General features: G+C 43.7%; 21 protein-coding genes and 1 pseudogene. 12 read left to right on the top strand and 10 right to left on the bottom strand.

Annotated features, from left to right (window positions below; genetic code table 11):
* The first annotated feature begins 8 nt into the window (after nt 1-8).
* From JZO70_RS14700 to JZO70_RS14735, 8 genes and pseudogenes are all read left to right on the top strand, one after another.
* The gene (locus JZO70_RS14700; RefSeq protein WP_207674468.1) at nt 9-704 is read left to right on the top strand and encodes an Rpn family recombination-promoting nuclease/putative transposase; all 696 of its coding nucleotides are present in this window, start codon (nt 9-11) and stop codon (nt 702-704) included.
* A gap of 180 nt (nt 705-884) precedes the next feature.
* Nucleotides 885-1049, top strand: coding sequence for a hypothetical protein (locus tag JZO70_RS14705; RefSeq protein ID WP_207674425.1), 165 nt, complete (start codon nt 885-887; stop codon nt 1047-1049).
* 328 nt (nt 1050-1377) lie between these two features.
* Nucleotides 1378-1638: a hypothetical protein gene (locus JZO70_RS14710; RefSeq protein ID WP_207674426.1), complete on the top strand. Its 261-nt coding sequence runs from the start codon at nt 1378-1380 to the stop codon at nt 1636-1638.
* Nucleotides 1631-2002 carry a hypothetical protein gene (locus JZO70_RS14715; RefSeq protein ID WP_207674427.1) on the top strand — a complete coding sequence of 124 codons (372 nt, stop codon included), beginning with the start codon at nt 1631-1633 and terminating at the stop codon, nt 2000-2002. The genes JZO70_RS14710 and JZO70_RS14715 overlap by 8 nt, the downstream gene beginning before the upstream one ends.
* A 245-nt stretch (nt 2003-2247) precedes the next feature.
* Nucleotides 2248-2718 (top strand): annotated as a pseudogene (locus JZO70_RS14720) (DinB/UmuC family translesion DNA polymerase); the annotation flags it as partial.
* 57 nt (nt 2719-2775) lie between these two features.
* Nucleotides 2776-2937, top strand: a complete 162-nt coding sequence (locus JZO70_RS14725; protein WP_242703965.1) for a hypothetical protein — start codon at nt 2776-2778, stop codon at nt 2935-2937.
* Between the two features lie 74 nt (nt 2938-3011).
* Nucleotides 3012-3251, top strand: a complete 240-nt coding sequence (locus JZO70_RS14730) for a hypothetical protein (RefSeq protein WP_207674429.1) — start codon at nt 3012-3014, stop codon at nt 3249-3251.
* A gap of 12 nt (nt 3252-3263) precedes the next feature.
* Nucleotides 3264-3803 (top strand): SOS response-associated peptidase, encoded by a 540-nt coding sequence (locus JZO70_RS14735; protein ID WP_207674430.1) that lies wholly within the window; start codon nt 3264-3266, stop codon nt 3801-3803.
* On the opposite strand, the gene JZO70_RS14740 is transcribed toward JZO70_RS14735, so the two are convergent.
* The 6 genes from JZO70_RS14740 to JZO70_RS14765 form a co-directional block, all read right to left on the bottom strand.
* Nucleotides 3707-4069 carry a class I SAM-dependent methyltransferase gene (locus JZO70_RS14740; protein WP_207674431.1) on the bottom strand — a complete coding sequence of 121 codons (363 nt, stop codon included), beginning with the start codon at nt 4067-4069 and terminating at the stop codon, nt 3707-3709. The genes JZO70_RS14735 and JZO70_RS14740 overlap by 97 nt on opposite strands.
* Nucleotides 4070-4160: 91 nt before the next feature.
* Complete coding sequence (locus tag JZO70_RS14745; protein ID WP_207674432.1) at nt 4161-4583, bottom strand: hypothetical protein; 423 nt, start codon at nt 4581-4583, stop codon at nt 4161-4163.
* A gap of 160 nt (nt 4584-4743) precedes the next feature.
* Nucleotides 4744-6147: an ATP-binding protein gene (locus JZO70_RS14750; protein WP_207674433.1), complete on the bottom strand. Its 1404-nt coding sequence runs from the start codon at nt 6145-6147 to the stop codon at nt 4744-4746.
* Nucleotides 6148-6282: 135 nt separating this feature from the next.
* The gene (locus JZO70_RS14755) at nt 6283-7038 is read right to left on the bottom strand and encodes a helix-turn-helix domain-containing protein (RefSeq protein WP_207674434.1); all 756 of its coding nucleotides are present in this window, start codon (nt 7036-7038) and stop codon (nt 6283-6285) included.
* Nucleotides 7039-7325: 287 nt separating this feature from the next.
* On the bottom strand, nt 7326-8954 hold the full coding sequence (locus tag JZO70_RS14760) for an amidohydrolase (RefSeq protein ID WP_207674435.1): 1629 nt from the start codon (nt 8952-8954) through the stop codon (nt 7326-7328).
* Between the two features lie 21 nt (nt 8955-8975).
* Nucleotides 8976-10394, bottom strand: coding sequence for an MATE family efflux transporter (locus tag JZO70_RS14765; protein WP_207674436.1), 1419 nt, complete (start codon nt 10392-10394; stop codon nt 8976-8978).
* A gap of 265 nt (nt 10395-10659) precedes the next feature.
* Between JZO70_RS14765 and JZO70_RS22720 the strand changes: the two genes are divergently transcribed.
* Entirely contained in the window at nt 10660-11589 is a 930-nt protein-coding gene (locus JZO70_RS22720; protein ID WP_207674437.1) for a LuxR C-terminal-related transcriptional regulator, read from the top strand.
* A 400-nt stretch (nt 11590-11989) separates the two neighbouring features.
* Here the strand turns inward: JZO70_RS22720 and dapF are convergent, their stop codons facing one another.
* The 4 genes from dapF to JZO70_RS14790 form a co-directional block, all read right to left on the bottom strand.
* The gene (dapF, locus tag JZO70_RS14775) at nt 11990-12820 is read right to left on the bottom strand and encodes a diaminopimelate epimerase (protein WP_207674438.1); all 831 of its coding nucleotides are present in this window, start codon (nt 12818-12820) and stop codon (nt 11990-11992) included.
* 13 nt (nt 12821-12833) lie between these two features.
* On the bottom strand, nt 12834-14132 hold the full coding sequence (gene lysA, locus JZO70_RS14780) for a diaminopimelate decarboxylase (RefSeq protein WP_207674439.1): 1299 nt from the start codon (nt 14130-14132) through the stop codon (nt 12834-12836).
* 1 nt (nt 14133) lies between these two features.
* A complete protein-coding gene (locus JZO70_RS14785; RefSeq protein ID WP_207674440.1) occupies nt 14134-15291 on the bottom strand; it encodes a M20 metallopeptidase family protein in 1158 nt (385 codons plus the stop codon).
* A 201-nt stretch (nt 15292-15492) separates the two neighbouring features.
* On the bottom strand, nt 15493-17529 hold the full coding sequence (locus JZO70_RS14790; protein ID WP_207674441.1) for an FAD-dependent oxidoreductase: 2037 nt from the start codon (nt 17527-17529) through the stop codon (nt 15493-15495).
* Nucleotides 17530-17699: 170 nt separating this feature from the next.
* On the opposite strand from JZO70_RS14790, the gene JZO70_RS14795 reads away from it, so the two are divergent.
* From JZO70_RS14795 to dapB, 3 genes are all read left to right on the top strand, one after another.
* Nucleotides 17700-18647, top strand: coding sequence for a helix-turn-helix domain-containing protein (locus JZO70_RS14795; RefSeq protein ID WP_207674442.1), 948 nt, complete (start codon nt 17700-17702; stop codon nt 18645-18647).
* A 335-nt stretch (nt 18648-18982) separates the two neighbouring features.
* Nucleotides 18983-19867 (top strand): 4-hydroxy-tetrahydrodipicolinate synthase, encoded by an 885-nt coding sequence (gene dapA / locus JZO70_RS14800; RefSeq protein ID WP_207674443.1) that lies wholly within the window; start codon nt 18983-18985, stop codon nt 19865-19867.
* A gap of 1 nt (nt 19868) precedes the next feature.
* Nucleotides 19869-20624: a 4-hydroxy-tetrahydrodipicolinate reductase gene (gene dapB, locus JZO70_RS14805; RefSeq protein ID WP_207674444.1), complete on the top strand. Its 756-nt coding sequence runs from the start codon at nt 19869-19871 to the stop codon at nt 20622-20624.
* Nucleotides 20625-20634: the final 10 nt, after the last annotated feature.

The following is a 20634-nucleotide window of genomic DNA, read 5'->3' on the forward strand; positions in this document are numbered from 1 at the left end:
AGAAGAAGATGAAAGAAGAAATAAAAGTATTGCCTACAATGGATCTTCTGTTCCGCAAGCTTTTATGCTCTAAAGATTCCACCCACATTTTGAAGGCCTTTGTCCGGGATATTCTGGGCAAAGAATTCAAGACCCTGAAGCCACGAGAGACGTATCATATTGACAGCTATAAGAAGGCATTCGCTGAAGACCCAGAATTGATGCGTACCGAAGTCGATATTTTAGCTGAAACGGAAGATGGCAGCCACGTGACGATCGAGATGCAAATCCAGTCTCACGATTATTTTATTGAGCGGGCTCTATTCTATTTATTTGAGGCCTTCCGCAGTACGCTAGGTAATCAAGAGATGGAAGATTTTATCAATAGCAATAATTTTTCCGCCCTGCGTCCGGCTTATGGAATTAATATCTTAGATTTCCACTTGTTTGAGAAGGATGGGCCGGCGATTCGCAAGTTCGGCATACTGGATTTGGACACCTATAAGTTAATGCGCTCCCACAATGGAGAGGAAATTATTATACTATGCTTCATGAGTTTGAAAAATAAGAATATTGACCGAAATAGCGCAGCCTATCTTTGGCAGCAGTTTTTCAAGACTGGTGAAGTGCCCGATGACGCCCCGGATTATTTGAAGGAAGCTCAGAAGAAAACCGATTTTTATTTGTTAGCAGAGGATGCCAGTTCTACTTTTTGCAGTGATTAGACGTTGGAAATTAATTGAGAATTTTAAATCCAAATACTGTGACGAGATCATAGTAGAATGGTACTCATGATGAGAATCAGATTCATTTTTCCAGAGAAAAATGATTTCCTTATTTACGAAATTAGGAGGCAAAAGGCACTCTCGATTAAAGCTGCTGAGGTTACGCTTGGGAGGAAGAATTTGAACAAGATCGCAAAGAAGCAGCCATTTAACGCAGCGAACTCCATGCTGAAGAAAAAAATGTTTATCGATCTGACCGCAAAAACTAATGGTCTGTCCATCCCACAGGTGAAGGAAATGCAAAATACCCAATATAAAAAGAGCCACGATCACGCCGTTGACTGAAGTAGCTGAGACTATCAAGTTTAGATTCACGTGATACGATAAACATTTTGCACTTTGCTTGCAAAAATAGTTGCTCTCAATACTTGCATTTCCCATTTAACTAAACATAAGAAAAACACGAAACGGTGTATATCCACAGCTTCTTGCTTCTGCTTATTGGTTCTTCGCCTACTTAGGCTTCATATAGATTGTAAGTGCATTACAGTTTTTGATAAAACAATGTTTCCGTGCTATAATTCAGGATGAAATAAGCAATCGCTGTAAACGATTCATATAAATTCCCTGTTCATTTAGACGATAAGACGGGCCAATAAAGGGGGAAATATCCTTGACTACAATTAACTTAGACCTAACACCCGAGGAAGAGAAAAAAATAAAAGACACTTTCGCTAAAGACGGGCAGTCTCTGGAAGAAGGTCTTCAAAATTTAGTCTATTTATTAATCTCTGATAACGATTCTGATATCCAGCTTCCTAAGATGGTGAAACCAAAAAATCAGCCAATCAAAATGATCAACAATGGAGATGGAACTTTTTCTTATCCAGAAGATATTCCTGCTCATGTTAAGGAGCTTCACAAATTTGGATAGATTATCTGTTTACAAAACCTATGTAGAATTTTCTGACGGTAGTGGTGAAAAGGCACATCCAATTATCATTTTGGCGAATAATTCAACCGAATTGTCTCTTGAAAAATACGTTTTAGCAGTTTATTCTTTCAAAGAAAAATTCAATGCTAAAGGCAAACAAGATTTTTACAAAAAAATTCTGTATGAAATTAAAGATGCTGAAGTTGCAGGACTTGATCCGAATTTAGTTTCTTATGCTAATATCGCAGATGTCAGAATCTATCCTTTCAAGAATCTTTTAGAAGAAGCGAAATATTTGGGTGAACTATCCATTCGAGATTCGTTAGGTGTTATCACTAAGTACAATGACTATCACTCAACTTAACCATCCATCAAAACAAATATAGCTGTGTATACGCAAACCGCCTACCCCATCTTAAACTAGAATCGGCTAGGTGGTTTTTTGTACTGATTTGAGAAAACGATGAGTAGTAAAACAGTCACCTTTGCAACTGCCTCACCAGACAATTACTAAAGATAACTGTTACTTTTGGTGCTTCAGCAAAAGAACTTACTTCGCTACATTCTTTATTTTTCTTCCAAGCCGATCACAATTGGAACTAGCTATTGGAAATGGCCGATCAGGTGTCCACTCGCCTTAGACGAAGCGGCGCTAAGGACCAGGTGATTAGCCTCTTTTGCGACTTCAGCCCAGGCTATCTGGATAAGGACGGCAAACGAGGCTTTCACCAACAGATGAAGGTGCCGGCGACGAATTCCTCTAAGGAGATCAATCAGTATTTGAAGCAAATCTTCGACCGCCATTATAAGTATCAAGACATTCGAACCATTGGGGTAAATACGGGTGGACTGATTTATACCGATGCCCTGCAGCTGAATTTGTTTGAAGATTTCGATAAACAGGTGGATCAGGCCAAGATCGAACATGTGGTGGATACCATCCGCGGAAAATTCAGCTTCAAATCCATCGTTCATGCGGTGAGCCTGCTGGAGGGCGGCCGAGCGATTGCCCGTTCTTCGTTAATTGCTGGTCATGCTGGCGGCATGGCGGGAATTGAAAGTGGTGAGTCTCATGGTTAAGCGCACGGAGAAGAAATTCAAGGAGTACAATGACTACCACGATCGCGGATTTATGAAATGGGTCACGGCTTTTGCCTGGACGAGCTGGTTAAAGGCATCGAAAAAAATCGCGCAGAAGCTCTAAAGGATATTCCGATTTTGCCCCAGATGAGTCAGCAGGAAATCGATGAAGCCTTGACTGAGGCCTATAATTTCAAAAGCCGGTTTCGGTTCAATTAAACCGCAAAGACAAATTCGGGCGCCAAACCGATTCGGTGATTGGTGATTTCAAGGGATATCTGCGTGAGGATGAATTGCTAATCGGCGATGAATGGATTTTGTGGAACGACATCCGCAATATCCAGGTGGTCTATGACGAAAAATGGTTCAAAGTCGAGTTGTTCAAACAGGATCAAAAAAGAGCAGAACAGAAGTATTACCGCAAAGAACGGGATCCCTTTGAAATCTCAGAGGAAAAAGAGATCTATTATTATTTGGAATCTGATTTGTCCTTCATTGAAGATTTTGACCAAACAGCCAGCTGGATTGAATAGGAGGCGTCAAATATGTGTGGACGGGTAAAACTATCGCTTCAAGAGGAAGAGGAGCTTCAGGAAATTATCAAAAATGTAGAGAAAAACGGCTATCATTATAAACAAGACGACATTTTCCACTCAGAAGAAGCAGCTGTGTTAGTCAATGACGGCACCAACAAAGTCAAAGCCCGCAGCATGGTCTGGGGCTTTAAACTGCCTCCTAAAAAGCAGCTGCTTATTAATGCCCGGTCTGAAACGGTCTTGGAGAAACCTTTTTTTGCTCATGACTTCAAGGAAAATCGTTGTGTCTTTCTTGCAACAGGCTTTTACGAGTGGGATTCCAACAAGCAGAAAGTGTTGTTCCAAAATAGTACGGGGAAGGCTTTGTATCTTGCTGGGTTTTATAAACGATTTGATGATGGGAACCGGAGTATTATTCTGACTACTAATGCCAACGAATCCGTTCTTGCGGTTCACGAACGCATGCCTTTGATTAACGAGTTGGTGAGACAAACAATCGCATCGAAGGTTTCTTCAAATTGTTCTTCCAAGCGGCGAAAGTCACACTGACGTAACGGAACTGATAGTCCCTGCTCCTGCAAATTTTTCGCTGCCACCTCCAGCATGGATTGAGAAAAATCCGATCCTTGAACTTGATAGCCTAATTGAGCCAACATAAAGAGATGCTGACCGGTTCCACAGGCACAGTCCAAAACTGTTTCAACATCGTGCTCTTTAAACAGCTGATCAAAAAATGCCGCTTCGTCTCCCAAGTAGCTTTCGATCGACCCAAATTCGTCATAGTCATAAGCAAATTGTTGGTACAAATCAGTCATTAGGCACCACCCCTTTTCTATTAGTTTACCTCAGCCTTCTCCATTGCTGTCCAGTTTTTATGTAAAAAAAAGAGACTAGGATTAGTCTCCGCTAAAAGTTTTTGAATGTTAGAAATCCAACGACCGATTCCTTGGCAAGCTTTTTGGCACTAGAAGCGACTTTTTTGCTGTCGTTTACTTTGACACCATCCAACACTTCACCCACTTGCTTGGTGGTAAAGTTAATGGTATTGATCACACCATCTTTAGTTGTTTCTAATGCTTCAGTCAAGTCTTCCAAGCCATCATCGCGACGAATTCTTTGTTTGCCAATAGTGCCTACAGTTGTATTTGCCACACCGTCTAACGTTTGACCGATCACTTTGCCCACGGCTTTGTTGCGCTCAAAAGTTACTTTGCTGATTTCACGTAAGTCATCACTGTCGGTTAATTCTGCTGCTACATTTGCCACGCCGCTAATAATTCCGCCACGCACTGCGCCGACTGCTTCTCCAATTTCTTTAAAAAATGCCATGATAACACCTTCTTTGCCTTTTTTGTCATTATACCACCTATAGGGAAGAAGGTAAAAGGCCGGGAGTAAATCCTTCGGTTCAGATTGTTTTCAATCAACTAATATTTTCACTCACTCGTAATTCAGTCTCTTACGATCTACTAAATTACGAGTATAGAGTTTACATTTCAGCTAATGAAATTAATCGGATCGAATGATCAGTGGCAAACTCCTTCAACTGCTTAGTGAAACCTCTTTTGGAGAAGATCACCAGCTCTTTGTTAGGATTGGGAAATAACTTGCTGCGCTCCAGCAATTCTTCAGCAACTAATACATCGATCTTTTCGTTACGCCATTGACAATCCCCTAGCAGGAGGTTGTCGTTTCCTTCACCTAAACCAACGATGTCGACTTTTTCCAAGTCGGCGCCTTTGGTTTTACTGCCAGGTTTGTTGCCCCACCAGGAACCTGTTTCTTCTATTATAAAGCTAAAGCGCTGGTTGCCGTTTTGAGACAGTATCCATTCACGACAATAGTCTTCGAAGGTTATTGAGGTAAACTCCAATAAATCAGCGGCGATCTTTTCCCAGATGAATTCCGTGTGCCCGCTCTCGATAAAGTTTTTATACTTAGGTACATACCGATACCAGAAACGAAACAGGCCGTCTGAAATCCAATACGTGGGTTTGTTTTTCCCGATTTCTGACAAAGGCATTTTTCTTTCAACAATCTCCAAATCAATCAAGGTTTCCAAATATTTGGTCAACGGTCCAGAGTTAATCCCGGTCTTGGCAACAATTTCTCTGACCTCGGCAGCACCGCCAGCAATTGCAGCAATGATGTCGTTGTAACGATTCGGCGTTCGCAATTCCTGCATTAGCAAATTGCCCGGCTCTTCATATAGAAAAGTGTTCTTCTGCAAAACAAAGGTCAGAATATTTTCCTTCAAGGACAAGCGATCATCCAGCATATTTAAGTACAACGGAATGCCGCCAGTCAAACTGTAAATGGTCATGAAGACTTCCTTCGGTATCCGCGGCTGTAGTGCATGAGCTTCCGCGAAGTTTAATGGAAGTAATTTTATCTTTCCGGTGATGCTGTCGTGTAACGGACTTTTCCCGCCGAGAACTTGTTCTTCAATGAAGGCAACTTGCGAGCCTGTCAAAATGACTAACAGATTATCGATTTCCTGATAATTATCGTCGATTACCTTTTGCAAAATAGCTGCAATCCCATCTCTGGATTTTGCCAGCTGCGGGTATTCATCGATAATAAAAACGAGCGGTGCTTCTGATGCCTTGGCGATATCGGCTACAGCTTTAAAGGCATCCTCAAAATTAGAAAAATTCTCCATCGGTGCTTCTGGTGAAATCAAACTATGAATCGCCTGACTTAAATTTGCTAAGTTTATTTCTGAGCCAAACTGATCGGCACTAAAATAAATGGCTTTCTTGTCTGCCATGAACTCTTCCAGCAAACGAGTCTTACCTACTCGACGTCGACCATAAATTGGTACCAATTCAAAGCGGTCACTCGTTAGTCGTTCCTGTAACTCTGCCAGTTCTTGCTTTCTGCCTACGAACATCCCGTCACCTCATTTTGTATGATTATAATTCAGTATATCATAAACTACTAAATCGTGAGCAACCGATTGATTTGGTGGTTTTTGGGTATAGAAAAACCCACAGGAAGAGAACTCTGGGAAACAGCTTCAATCATTCTATCCTTTGGGTTCTTGTGTTTTTTTGACATACTCAAACATTTCGTCCATTTCTCGTATGGTATTTTTTATCGGATGATCCTCGCGAATGATCTTTATATGGGGATCGGTCAGCTGCTGTCGCGTTTGAGAATCAATAATAAATTTTTTCTTAGTCAGCGGAGGTGATTTTAAAAATATCTTTTTGTATTGATTGATCCTATCGTAATCGATGATTGCTTTAGAAACTGTTTTGGTTTCATAAAATCCTGCCAATTCCTTCACTTTAATTGGGATAAGATCATATAAAAACAATTGATCATGTTCATCTGGCTTTTTCGTTCCCTGTTCCCAGCTTCGTACTTTGCTTACTGATATTCTCAAAGTTTCTGCTAGTTCCAGTTGGCTGATGGTTAAGACTGACCTCAGCAATTTGTAGAACAATTTATTATCAAAGTAGTTGCCTCGCTGCAAGACAGTTGCCAATAATTGGCTTTCATTTATCTTTTTCTTTTTTCGTGCATCCAGGGTAACCTCATAGTATATTTTTTCGAAATCACCTCGTTGTTCGTCTGTTACTTTTCCTAAAAGAAAGTTATCTGTTAAATCACTTGTTACTTGATATTTTTCAGTTAGATAATTACGATCACGACCTAGGAATGCTAAAGCATTTTGGATTTCGCGGGCTTTTTGGTCAATGATTTTTTGTTCGTTAGCAGGAGTTTTTTTCTCAGGGTTGTAAAACTTTTCACCGAAATATTTGTTTAGCTCAGACATAACCTTCCTCCAGACTTTTTAGCATTAGTTCTACTTTCTAATACGTTTGCACTTGAATTAGTTACTCCTTTATTATCTACTATCATTTTTTGTTAGTCAATCTACAATTAGATTGAGACTAGTCCTTCAAAAAAGTAAACTTCAAACAAGCTTATTCTTATGGTAGGTCTAATCATATCGAAATTTTTCTTCTATTATATAATCAGTGAGTACGAGCGTCCGGTACCAATCATGCACTCCAACAACAAAAAAACCGACCCAGCCCTCGCCGAATCGGTTCCTTATTTCTATCGTTGATAAACAATCTCGCCATCCATCAAAGTCATGTCCACTTTGGTTTCCAGCAGCTCTTCTGGTTCTTTGTCAAAAATGTTGCGATCAAGAATAATCATGTCGGCTAATTTTCCTTGGGTTAGAACGCCTATGCGATCTTCACGGGAAGCAGCACAAGCTGCGCCATAGGTATAAGCCCTAGCAGCTTCGAACAAGGAGATTTTTTCTTTTGGTACCCAGCCGCCTTTTGGTTCTTGGGTGAAAGCGGAGCTGCGGGTTACCGCATTATACAAGCCTTCAAATGGATTCACGCCAACGACTGGCGAATCAGTTCCGAAAGCTAAGTTGCAGCCGGCGTCCAACATGGAGCGGAAGGCCCACATGAATTGCATCCGTTCCTGGCCTAAATCTAATTCAATCCCGGCTGGATCAATCATTAAATGGGCTGGCTGACAAGACGGAATAATGTCGTTATCGGCTAAGCGTTGGATATCCGGTTCTTGAATATTTTCCAAGTGCTCCAATGTATGATGCAGGTATGGTTTCTTGCCGTACATTTCATTGGCTTTTTCAATGCAATCAATCAGACAATGGATCGCTTGATCGCCGATGGTATGAACACGAGCACTGAAATCATTTTTATGGGCCCATAAAATCAGCTCTTCCATTTCTTCCACTTTCATCGTTGGGTACCCATGATCACCTTCAAATTGGGCGTTGGAATAATCGTCTTTCAAGTAAGCTGTATGAGTAGAAGATACCCCGTCGAAAAATTGTTTAACCCCTTGGCAGCGAACAATTTCGCCATCGAATTTATCTCGCAGATCGTAGGCCCGTGACAAATCTTTGATCAAGGTTGGGAACATGTTCACCCGAACAGTCATGGCATCGTCTTTTAACAATTCTTCGTAAATATCGTCTCGCACAAAGTCGGCGCCTGGCACGGACATCATAGACACATCCGAAGTCATAGTAATTCCGTAAGAATTCAAAATCTTCATGAAGTTCAGGTAAATGCCTTTCGCTTCATCTAACTCAAAATCGTAAATTTTCGGTACCAATGACATGGCCGCACTTTCTTGAATCAAGCCGACTAATTCGCCATTTTCATCCTTCGCATAGGTCCCGCCGCGAGGAGCTACTGACTCTTCCGTGATTCCCAATTTTTCCAAACCTTTGGTATTCACCCATAAGGTATGGGCATCGGCAGAAACCATGCACACCGGACGATCAGGATAATATTCATCTAAAATATCTTTCGTAGGCAGAACCGGTTCATCCCACAAGGTATGGTACCAGCCGGCGCCGATCAACCATTTGTCTTTGTCAGTGCGTTCGGCCAATTCCTTCAAGCCTTCCACACATTCTTTAGCACTGGTATCGGTGAAATTTACGTGCACCAGCGGTGATGCATAAATGCCTGACATGTACATATGGATATGGGCATCGTTGAAAGCCGGCATGACTAATTTTTCGCCGGCATCGATTACTTCGGTGTCTGGACCTTTTAATTCTTCCAGCTTATCGCGATCACCAACGTATTCAATTTCGTTGCCCTTAATCGCCACCATCCCATCAATTAGTTCTTCGGAAACGCCGTTGAAAATGGCTTTGCTTAAGATAATTTTATCTGCTTTGCGCATCTTTTCTCCTTCTTTCTTCTATTATATAAGTTCGCTATCCATTTTTTTCAATCGTTTAATTTCCCGATAAGTCAAAAACAGAGTCAATACAAAGGTCAAAATATCGGAAACGGGTTGAGAATACCACACCCCGGTAACTCCCAGCATGTTCGCCATGATGAAGATGGCCGGCACACCGAACACAATGTAGCGGCAAATGCCTAAAATGGTTGATTCGGGAATTCGTTCAACTGCTTGGAAATAGGCCGACATCAAATTCGCCGATAAGCCCAAGGCCGCAAATGATACCACCACTTTGGTGTATTTTCCGGCTAATGGAATCAATTCTGAACCGGAGCCGACAAAGAAACTCACCAGCTGTTCTGAAAATAGGAAAGCCACGGCTGCCAGCAGGTAAATCCCAATCACGTTGGCCGCAAAGCTGACCTTGATCAGCTCGATCACTCGTTTTAATTTTTTCGCGCCATAATTGTAGCTGGCAATCGGCTGTTGTCCCCCCGTCGCCGCTTGGGTAATCAGCATCAAAATATAAATGATGTAGCTATTGATGACTGCAAAAGCTGCAATGTCCAGCTCACCGCCGTAGCTGCCTAAGAAGTTGTTCAGCACAATCGTGAAAATCGTACTGGAGGCCTGAACCAGCATAAAGGGAAAGCCTATTTTAGAAATATCCATTAATAGTTTGGGTTCGAATTTTAAGTCTGACAGATGAAATTTGAAGATGGTTTTCGGACTAACCACAAAGTAAACCAGAAATAACCCCCAAATTCCGATGGATGAAGCATAGTATAACGCCGCTCCGGCGATGCCTAATTTCAAAATAAAGACGCTGACATACAGCCAGATAATTGCACAAATGGCTGAAATTGTCATAGCCCAGGTAGCAATCGACGGTTTTTCATCCACCCGTGCGATGTACACTACCACGTGTCCCACAATACAAAACGGATAGCCAAACATAAACAAACGAATAAATAGCACAATGTCACTGTGCAGCTCCGGTGTTGCCCCCAATAAAGTAGCCACACTTCCGGCAAACAGAAAAATGATTACCGCAATTACGACACTGGAAATCAGGCTGAACCATAAGCCTTGTCCGTAAGCTCTTCGGGCACCTTCCTCGTCACCATCCCCTAAACGCATGGCACAAATAGTGGAAATCCCAATCGCGAAAAAGCCCCCCAGCGCCAGCATCAAATATTCCAACGGCATAATAATTCCCACACTGGCTAAACCGGCCTCACCTAGACCGCGGCCGATCACTAGCCCTTCCAAAATAACCATGATGGCCTGAGCTAGCATCCCAATTAATGTCAGGATGGAATACTTGGCAAATAATGGAAGAATTTTTTTCGTGCCTAACTCGCGATCCTCTTGATTCTCCATCTTTTCTTCAGTTGCATCCACGTGTTTCACTTCCTTTCCTTTTTTCACATGCATTCACTTACCCCTTCAATTCCCTCAACCTTCACCTCGATTTCTTTTAATAGATTAATACCTGGGATTTGTTTCTACTCTTCTAATGTAATCGTTTTCAACCGAGTTTAAACTACAAAAAAAGGATTATTTCTTCTATACCTTTAGATATAGACCGCCTAATCCTCGTGGTTTGATGCTGTTCTAATAGGGTTTCGGCTCTTTTTGGACGGAGAGCGCTTTCTTAAGAAAAACGATTATGCTACACTTGAATTGGAGGTGATTCTTCGTGAATTTAATTATCTATATTTTAACCACGGTCCTAATTCTGTTACAAGCTTTTATTTTATTTCCACTTTCTGCTACTTATTTCAAATTCCGTGACAAAAAGGCGCTGTATGCCTGCTTGATCATTTGTTTAAATATTTTTGAGGTCTCGTTCATCGACTACATCAACTTAAGTCAATCCCCGGAATTACTGATGGGATTTATTCAGCAAGGTGCCCTGCGGATTATCATTTCAACGGTAACGTTAGGGTTGGATTTGTTGCTGTTGTTGGAAATTTTTCATATCAAAAGGCCGCGGCCTTACTTTGCATTTTTGATTCCATTTGTGCTGATTGAACTGGTTTCCTTGCCTCGTTCTGACATTCAAATGTATCTCTGGATTTTCTATTCGATTCGCCAATTTTATCGGCTGTTCTTTATTGGCGGCTTTTTTCTGTTTTACCATCGCACCAAGGATGCCGCGGAGAAGAAGGATCTCAGCCGTTATTTCCCTTATCTGATCGTTTTTTTAGTGCTGATTTTTACGATTTTTATTGAGGATTCCTTGACGATTTCTCAGATTTCGGCTTTTTACGACAGTGACATTGCCATCAAGGGGCGCAGTTTGTCGGAAAATATCTTGTGGCTGGCGTTTGCTTTTGCGGCTTTGCATTGGTCGCTGCCGTCATTTCGCAGTTTTTTCCAGCAAGAAACGCCAGAAACAGCGGAAAAAAAGCTGTATCTCAGCGAATTTTCTCAGCAATACAAATTAACACCCCGGGAACGGGAAGTGCTGTACTTAATCGTACAAAATGAACCCACCTCGGCGATTTCGGAAAAGCTGTACATTTCCCAAGGTACCTTGAAAACCCATATTCACAACATTTACTCCAAGGTAGAGGTAAGCACCCGCATCGAGCTGCAGAAGGCGGTGGCTAGTTTTGAGCCTTGACTTGTAAACTGGAAAAACCAGCAATAGGAAAATGTTGTTGGTTTTTCGCGTGAGCTGGCTTAATTCTGGACACGAAAAATGCCTCCCATCTGAGCTGTAGGAGGCATTTTTCGAAGAGTATATAAGGAAAAGAAAAGAACATAATTAGTTGGATTTTGCAGGGTGGCTAAGGAAAGCGTTACATTGTGATCCTCGGCTATGAGTATGCACCTTAATTCAACCACCCCATCTTTTCTCTCTGTACTTACAGTTTAAATCATTTCGCCGGTGATTTGGGTTCTATTTTTTTAAGGAGTTACAAGTTCCTCAATATGTTTTTTTAAAAATAAAAATTCGGGTTAATAAGGTAATTCACCAAAAAAACCGCCGTGTCTTTTTTCGACACAGCGGTTTGCTTCTATTATAAATGTAAATCTTCGTCGATAATGGTGCCTTCCACGATGCGGTTGGTATCGCCGATCAAGAAGAGATTTTCGCCTTCCACGTTGACCTGCAGTTGACCACCTAAGACCTCCACCTTGACTGGATTATTTGGGGTTAACCCTTTTTTATTCAGCACATAAGCAGTTGAACCGGTACCGGTGCCGCAGGCTAAAGTGAAATCTTCTACTCCTCGTTCATAAGTGCGTTCCACCACATGACCGTCCCGCAGCATATCATAAAAGTTGACGTTGGCTCCTTTGGCAAAGGCGGGATGGTTGCGCAATTCGCGACCTAAATCGAGAATCGTTTCCAGCTCAGTCATAGCCAAGTCGGGATAATGCACCACTAGATGTGGAATGCCGGGATTGCCCAGCTCCACATAATCCACTGTGATGTCGCGACCTTCTACTTGCAGCACCACGTCTTCTTTGAATACCGCTGGCGAATTCAGCTGCACGCGATAAATTCGTTCGTCTAAACGCTGAGCGGGTACATCGCCAGCAATCGATTCGATCACCATTTCTTCTTGAGCCAAGCCGGTTTCGTAGGCAAAACGGGCCACACAACGGGCACCGTTGCCGCACATTTCTGCTTCTGATCCGTCAGAGTTGTAATAACGAGCGTAAAAATCACCCTCATCTTTGGCCGTTTCAATGGCGATCAAGGTATCTGCCCCCACCGACACGCGACGGGCACAGGTTTGTTTAGCAAGCTGGCTCAGTTGTTCGCCGGTCAAGCCTAATTCGATATTGTTGACGACAATAAAATCATTGCCGGCACCTTGCATTTTGTTAAAGGGTATCTTCATTTGTCGCTCCTTTTTATTTTAGTGAGTCAGGAATCACTTCATTTTCGATTAATTGATCCAGGGTTTGGCGTTTGACGATCACGTTCGCCTGCCCTTTATTGGCCAAAACAACAGCTGGTATCAATAGCTTGTTGTAGTTGCTGGCCATGGAGTAGCCGTAAGCGCCGGTTGAGAACGTCGCAAAAACGTCGTCGATTTCAACGGTTGGCAGTTCAATGTCCTTCACCAAAATATCGGTGCTTTCGCAGATTTTCCCAGAAATGGTGACTTTTTCTGCGGCTGGCTGATCGGCTTTGTTGGCCAAGACACCGGTATATTTGGCAGCGTATAAACCTGGGCGAATATTGTCGGTCATGCCGCCGTCGATGCTGACGTATTTGCGGATACCTGGTAGTTCTTTAATCGCACCAATCGTATGCAGGGTAATTCCTGCTTCCGCCACAATACTGCGGCCTGGTTCGATGACCACTGCTGGCTGCGGATAATTTTCTTTCTCGCAAAAGGCCAAGACCTTCTCCATCATGGGATCAAGGAAATAAGCAAATGGCTGACGAATGTCTTCATCCGTGTAACGAACACCAAAGCCGCCGCCGAAATTCAACTCGCTGACTTCGTAATCCAGACGTTTTTTCACTTCTTGAACTAAATCCAAGGCAATATCCACTGCCCCAAGATGCGCACTGTTGTCATCCAGCTGGCTGCCCACATGAAAATGGAAGCCTAGGAAATTGATGCCTTCTGCGTTAATAGCTTTTTCCACCTGCGGGAACAAAATGTCTTCGTTAATCGGAATCCCGAATTTTGAATCCTTCTGTCCAGTTGAGATGAAGGAATGGGTATTGACATTCACCTCTGGCGTAATGCGGAACAGGACATTGACTGTTTTTTGTTTTTCTTTGGCAATGGCTGAAATTCGGTCCACTTCCTGCAGGCTGTCCACAATGATGCGGCCCACGCCATGATCAATCGACATTTCTAATTCTGCCATGGATTTGTTGTTGCCGTTGATTTCGATTTTTTCTACCGGGAAGCCGGCTTTTAAGGCAGTGTGCAGTTCGCCGTCAGAAAGTACTTCTAAAGAGAAGCCTTGTTTTTCGATAATTCTCATCATCGCCATTGTTGAGAAGGCTTTGCTGGCATAAGCTACCCGCACGTTGTCGTATTTATCGACAAAATCCTGGCGCAGCTCTTGGCAGCGTTCTTCAATAATACTTTGGGAGAAAACGTATAACGGCGTACCGTAAGTTTTCGCTAGTTCTACTGTGTCGCAGCCATCCCACAAAAGGTGGCCGTTTTCTACTGTCATGTCCATTTTATTCTCCTTCGTTTAGGGCTTCAATTAAGTTCGCAAATGTTTGAATGCCTAGTAATAAATGTTTTTCATCAAATTTCATTTTGCCGCTGTGCAGCGGATAGGTATACCCTTTTTCCTCATCGCGAATGCCTAAGAAGAAAAACATCCCCGGCATTACCGTTTGATACATAGAAAAATCTTCCGCGATCAAATACGGCGGTGTTTCCACGTAATAATCCGCCGCTGATTTTTCCAGCGCAGCTACCATGCGAGGGTCGTTGTCCACCACCCGATACATATGATTGAAAATCACTTCTGCTTCACAGCCGTAACCGCGAGCAATCTCGGTGGCGATCAACTCCACCCGACGCACCACTTCATCATACACTGCGTCATCAAAAGCCCGCATCGTGCCATGCAAAACAACTTCTTGGGCGATGATGTTCATGGCCTCGCCGCCGTGAATCGTGCCAAAGGTCAGCACCACATTGTCCAGCGGACTGATATTGCGAGCCAAAATGCTGGATAAGCCGGAAATAATTCCGCCAGTTGCCACAATCGCATCTTCTCCCTGTTGCGGCTGCGCACCGTGAGAGCTGAGGCCTTTCACCTTGATTGTTACTTCGGCATTGCGGGCCATCATGGGACCAGGACGACAAGAAATTTTTCCCGCAGGCAAATCGGGGAAGACGTGCAAGCCGACAATTTCATCTACGCCTAAATCCTGCAAAACACCGGTATCCACAATCAGCTGTGCTCCACCCGGCCCTTCTTCAGCGGGTTGGAAAACTAGGACAATCGTGCCTCGCACTTTTTCCGGATGCTTCATTAAATAAGCCGCAAAGCCTAGCAAGGTAGACATATGTCCATCGTGGCCGCAGGCGTGCATTTTCCCCGGTGTTTTCGAAGCAAAGTCATAGCCGGTTTGTTCCGCTACCGGTAATGCATCGATATCAGAGCGATAGGCAATCGTTTTGCCGGGGCGCTCGCTGCGGATCACCGCGATCGTTCCGGTATTGATCACTTCTATAATTTCGGTGATGCCAAATGACGCCAATTTTTCGCGAATGTACTTAGCAGTTTCAAATTCTTCCAAGCCTAATTCTGGGATCTGATGCAATTCCCGTCGCATGGTGGTGACAAATTCCTCTAGCTCCTGGATCTCAAGATCAATCATCGTATCATCCTTTATTTTCAAATTATGGAGAAATGTTTTTTCGATTAGAAACATATTGATAGTTTCTAATATTATAGTACAAATGAGGAGATTGTCTAGCGTAGAGGGAGAACTTTTGAAAATCGTCAAAAAAAGCGGGTGAAAAGGTGGAATATTCCCCTCTTCACCCGCAAATTGATCCGCGTTTCTTCTATAGTATAGTTACACTTTCATGGCCACTTCGTAAGCTGCCCAAATCGCATCCATCACGTTGGTTGGTTTCTTGGCATCACCGATCAAGTACACATTATCGCCTTTGATAGCTTGATACAAATTGTCATCTGGCAGATAGCCTACTGAAACTACAATATCATCGGCTGGAATTTCGTGAACCTTTGGCATGCCTTGTACACCTAGCGCAAACATGTGCTGTGCCCGGTTGGCCACGTTTGGATAGTTTTTGACCGTTTCTGTCACATAGGCTTTGCCCTCTTCGAATTTATCCACCACCGCATTCTTGATGACGGTTACTTTGTAGTAGTCCAACAGCTCCATCATCATGTTGTAGTTGGCTGCTGATAGGCCGAAAGCATTCATGATAGTTTCGCTGGCTTCCACGATGGTGACTTTTTTGCCTTTGCGGGCCAGATCGTAAGCAATTTCGCAGCCGGTCAAGCCGCCGCCCACTACTACCACATTGTCGCCGGTAATTTCCTTGTTCTTCAGGGCATCAATCGCATAGGCAACCTTGTCGCTGTCGAAGCCTGGCGTTTCCAGTTTTCTTTCGTTGGCGCCGGTAGCCACGAAAATTTCGTCGTAGCCTTTCGTCATAGCTTCCGTCACTTCGGTATTCATTTGGACATTGATCCCTAAGTCGGTCATTTGTTTCTTGTACCAATCCAGCAACGCCCGATCGTCTTCTTTGAAATCTGGTGTAGCGGCTGCCACAAACACACCGCCCAATTCGTCGGTTTTCTCCATCAGATCCACTTTATGACCACGAATTGCTGCTACGCGAGCAGCTTCCATACCGCCAATTCCGCCGCCGACTACCAAGACTTTTTTCGCCGTTTCAGCTGGAGTCAACGCATAGCTCTTTTCCCGTCCGCAGGCAGGATTTACGGCACAGGAAATATCTTTTCCTTGGAAAATCCGGCCTAAACAGCCTTGGTGGCAATAAATACATGGTCGAACATCTGACAGATTGCCTGCTGCAAACTTATTGGCAATCTCAGGATCAGCCAACAACGGCCGCCCCATCCCCATCATATCCAGCTTGCCTTCTTCAATTACTTTATTTGCCAGCTCAGGATCGTCGAAACGTCCGGCACAAACAATCGGAATGTCCACCACATCTTTCAGCTTCATCACGTCGTCTAAGTTGCAGGCTTTCGGCATGTACATTGGCGGATGCGCCCAGAACCAAGAATCGTAGCTGCCGTTGTCGCAATTCAGCATGTCATAGCCGAACTCCTCCAATTTCTTAGCCACTACCCAAGATTCTTCATAGTCGCGACCTTTTTCTTCAAACTCTTCTCCCGGAATTGCCCCGCGGTTGAAGTCCTTCACATAGCTTTTCACACTGTAGCGCATAGAAACTGGGAAATCGGCGCCGCATTTTTCCTTGATGGCTTCCACAATTTCTTTAATAATCCGCAAGCGATTTTCCAACGAGCCACCGTATTCATCGGTTCGACGGTTGAAGAAGGAAATGACAAATTGATCCAGCAAATAGCCCTCGTGAACCGCGTGAATTTCTACGCCGTCACCGCCAGCCTCTTGCACCAGCTTGGCACCATCAGCGAAATTTTTCACGTATTGATGAATCTCTTCTTTGGTCATGCCGATGTCAGTTTTAGTCGGGTCCCAGACGTTTTGAATCGGTGCCGGCGCTGGTGTGATCCCGGTTAGTCCATGGTTCGCCCGCCCGGTTAAGGCCGTCAACTGAACAAACACTTTGCCGCCTGCTTCATGCACCCCGTCCATCAAATACTTCATGTCCTTGACATAACCTTCCGGATTACTCAAAATACAAAACCCCATATTGGCCACCACCGGCATTAATCCTGTGATGATCAAGCCGGTGCCGCCCTTAGCCCGCTCGATATAATAATCCGCGCCGTCCTTCGTGTAGGCAATCGTCTCCATACTCAACAGTCTAGGGGAGAACACCCCCATCGGCATCATGGCAATCCGGTTGGGCACCTCCACTGGTCCAATCTTCAACGGTGAAAATAATGCTTGATACTTTGTTTCCATACAGCTTCCTCCTCTTAAAAATGTTCTTAAGACAATTCATTCCAGCATGGCGAAAAACACTTGTGAAAACCCTATCAATCGTTATACTTAAAGTATACGTGGCCGGTTAGAAAAAACTATCACTTTCACGCCGCGGCAATATAAGAATCACGCGAGAGGAGCAAAGACCCATGACTCATCATTGTCAGCGCTTTTCCAAGGCGCAGGATTACTCAGACGGACTGGCTCACTTGAATTTTCGCTATACCATAAAAAGTCAACAAACCGACAGCTTGACCACTTCTCACATTCATCAGCTGGATAATACCGTGTTAACCTATAGCTTGGTCAATCGTTCACAAGGAATTTTCACCCGGGTTCCCGATTCTTCCCAGGATTATTTAGGTTTGCGCTTTATTCGCCAGGGACACGAGATCCACGCCAGCCAAAATAATCGCAGTGTGCTGACGGATTATACGATTGGTATTTTCGACTTAAATGCCATCAGTACCTACGATCGGCTGCAGCCCACTGAGAGCATCAATCTGTTTATTGAAAAAAATGGCCACAACCGCAACCTGCTGGGCCCCGCCGCTGCCAGTAAAATATTAGATGCTTCACAAGGCATGGGGCGTTTCCTGCTGGAGAGTATTTTTACCTTTGAGGAGCAGTTTCCCACGGCCTCCTTGGAAGAAAACAAGCTGATCTTGCACCATCTAATTAGTTTGTTGGGGGAATGGGTACTGCAATCATCACCACATTCAACCGACGACCAGTTAGTGAATCAAGCGGCTGACTATATTCGTTCCTATTTGTGGGACACTACTTTATCGATTGAACGAACGGCCCGTTTCTGCCAAACTTCCGTCCGTACTTTGCAAAAAGCTTTTTACTTGGCGGATTTATCCTTCAGTCACTATGTGAAAGATGCCCGTTTAGCGCTGGCAGCGGTGAAACTTTTTCAAACCGATCAGCCGGCTACCTCGATTGCTTTTCAGTGCGGCTTCAACAACTCCGCCTATTTCAGCAAATGCTTTAAGGAAAAGTATCGTTTGTCGCCGTTGCAATACCGCAAAAAAGTGCAAAAACTGTTGGATATAACAGAAATTAGCGATTATCAGTGCCCTCTAACCCACTAAATACAGCAAAATTTTACAATTTGAAAGAATTTGCTGAAAAGTTTCAATTCGATTTCCCGCAAACTAGGCCAAGGCTGTAAATAACAGCCTTGGCTTTTTACTATATTTAAACTTCACTTGCATCATTCCACCGTCACGGATACATTTCGCGAATCCTGCATAAACCCCGCTTTTCACGCCGAATTTCTTGCGTTTTTATTCAATTAAGAAAAAAGGATTAGAAAACAAATAGACACACTCTCATGATTTAGTATATAATTCGATTAACTAAAGGATTATCCATCGCTTTTCAAGTTTTTTTATCCTTTTAAATCACAAATAAAGGAGTGTTTTATTTGAGCATCTTTGAAGGTACAGCAGTCGCGTTAGTTACACCAATGAAAGAAGACGGGGCGGTTGATTATAAGAAATTAGACGAACTCGTTGAATGGCAAATTGAACAAGGCACAGATGCAATCGTAGCGTGCGGAACCACCGGTGAAGCCTCTACGTTAGCCAATCATGAACATATTAGCGTCATCGAAGCAGTAGTTAAGAAAGCTGCCGGCCGCGTGCCGATTATCGCCGGCACAGGCGTCAATGACACCAACCATGCCATCGAATTATCTACCGGAGCAGAAAGTGTGGGAGCCGATGCATTATTAATCGTAACGCCTTACTACAACAAAGCATCCGATACTGGCTTATTCCTGCATTATGAAAAAATCGCCCAAAGCGTGAAATTGCCGATTATTCTTTACTCGGTGCAATCACGTACCAACATGAACCTTTCGGCTGCACTAGTTGAAAAATTGATCACTATTCCAAATATCGTGGGGATCAAAGAAGCCAGCGGCGACATTGCGCAGGTTGCGGACATTTGTCGCTTAGCCTCTGATGACTTTGCGGTTTACTCTGGCAACGACGATCAAGTTCTGCCGTTAATGGCTTTAGGCGGCAAAGGGGTAATCTCAACCATTGCCAATATCGCGCCAAAACAAACCCATGAACTGGCTCAGGCTGCTTTAGATGGTAATTACGATTTAGCTCGCGAAATGCAATTGGCGCAATTGCCGTTAATTCACGCATTGTTCTGCGAAGTTAACCCGATTCCAGTCAAAACAGCCGTTGGACTTTTAGGTAAAATCGATCCAAACTTCCGTCTGCCATTAAGTGATGCCCAGCCTGAAACGGTTGAGCGCTTGAAAAAAGAAATGGCCGCTTACGGTTTGGAGGTTTAAGATGTTAAAAGTTATTTTGAACGGTGCCAATGGCCGCATGGGCCGCGTTTTACAAGAAATGATCGCCGGTGACGCCGATATGGTGATTGCTGCAGGGATTGACCGGGAGGAATTTTCCGCCGACTTTCCGACATTTCAAAACATGGCAGATTGCGATGTAGCAGCGGATGTCGTTATCGACTTCTCCCACTACACAGCGACGCCAGCTGTTTTAGACTACTGTGTCGAAAAACAACTGCCGGTGGTAGTTGCCACAACTGGTTTAGAGGAAGACACTAAAAAACGGCTTTTAGCAGCCAGCGAAAAAACGGCCGTCTTCTTTTCGGCCAACATGTCGATTGGTATTAATTTATTAGCCAAAGCGATTCGCGAAATTACGCCGTTATTGGAAGACGACTTCAATGTGGAAATCATTGAAAAGCATCACAACCAGAAAAAAGACTCTCCTAGCGGAACAGCCTTACTGCTGGCGGATGCTGTCAACGATGCGGTAAAGGAAAAGAAAACTTATATCTACGGCCGTCACGGCAACGATTTAAGCAATCCTTTGTCTGAATTAGGTATCCACGCGGTTCGCGGCGGAACGATCCCCGGCGAACACACCGTGTTGTATGCTGGACCAGACGAAATCATCGAACTAAATCACTTGGCTCTTTCCCGCAATATTTTTGCTAACGGTGCGGTGAAAGCAGCTAAATATGTCAGCCAGAAATCTGCTGGTTTATATGACATGGAACAATTAATTGACGAGAAATAGAAAGAGGAAG

Origin of the sequence: Candidatus Enterococcus moelleringii (assembly GCF_017377575.1) — a bacterium.
GTDB lineage: Bacteria > Bacillota > Bacilli > Lactobacillales > Enterococcaceae > Enterococcus_A > Enterococcus_A moelleringii.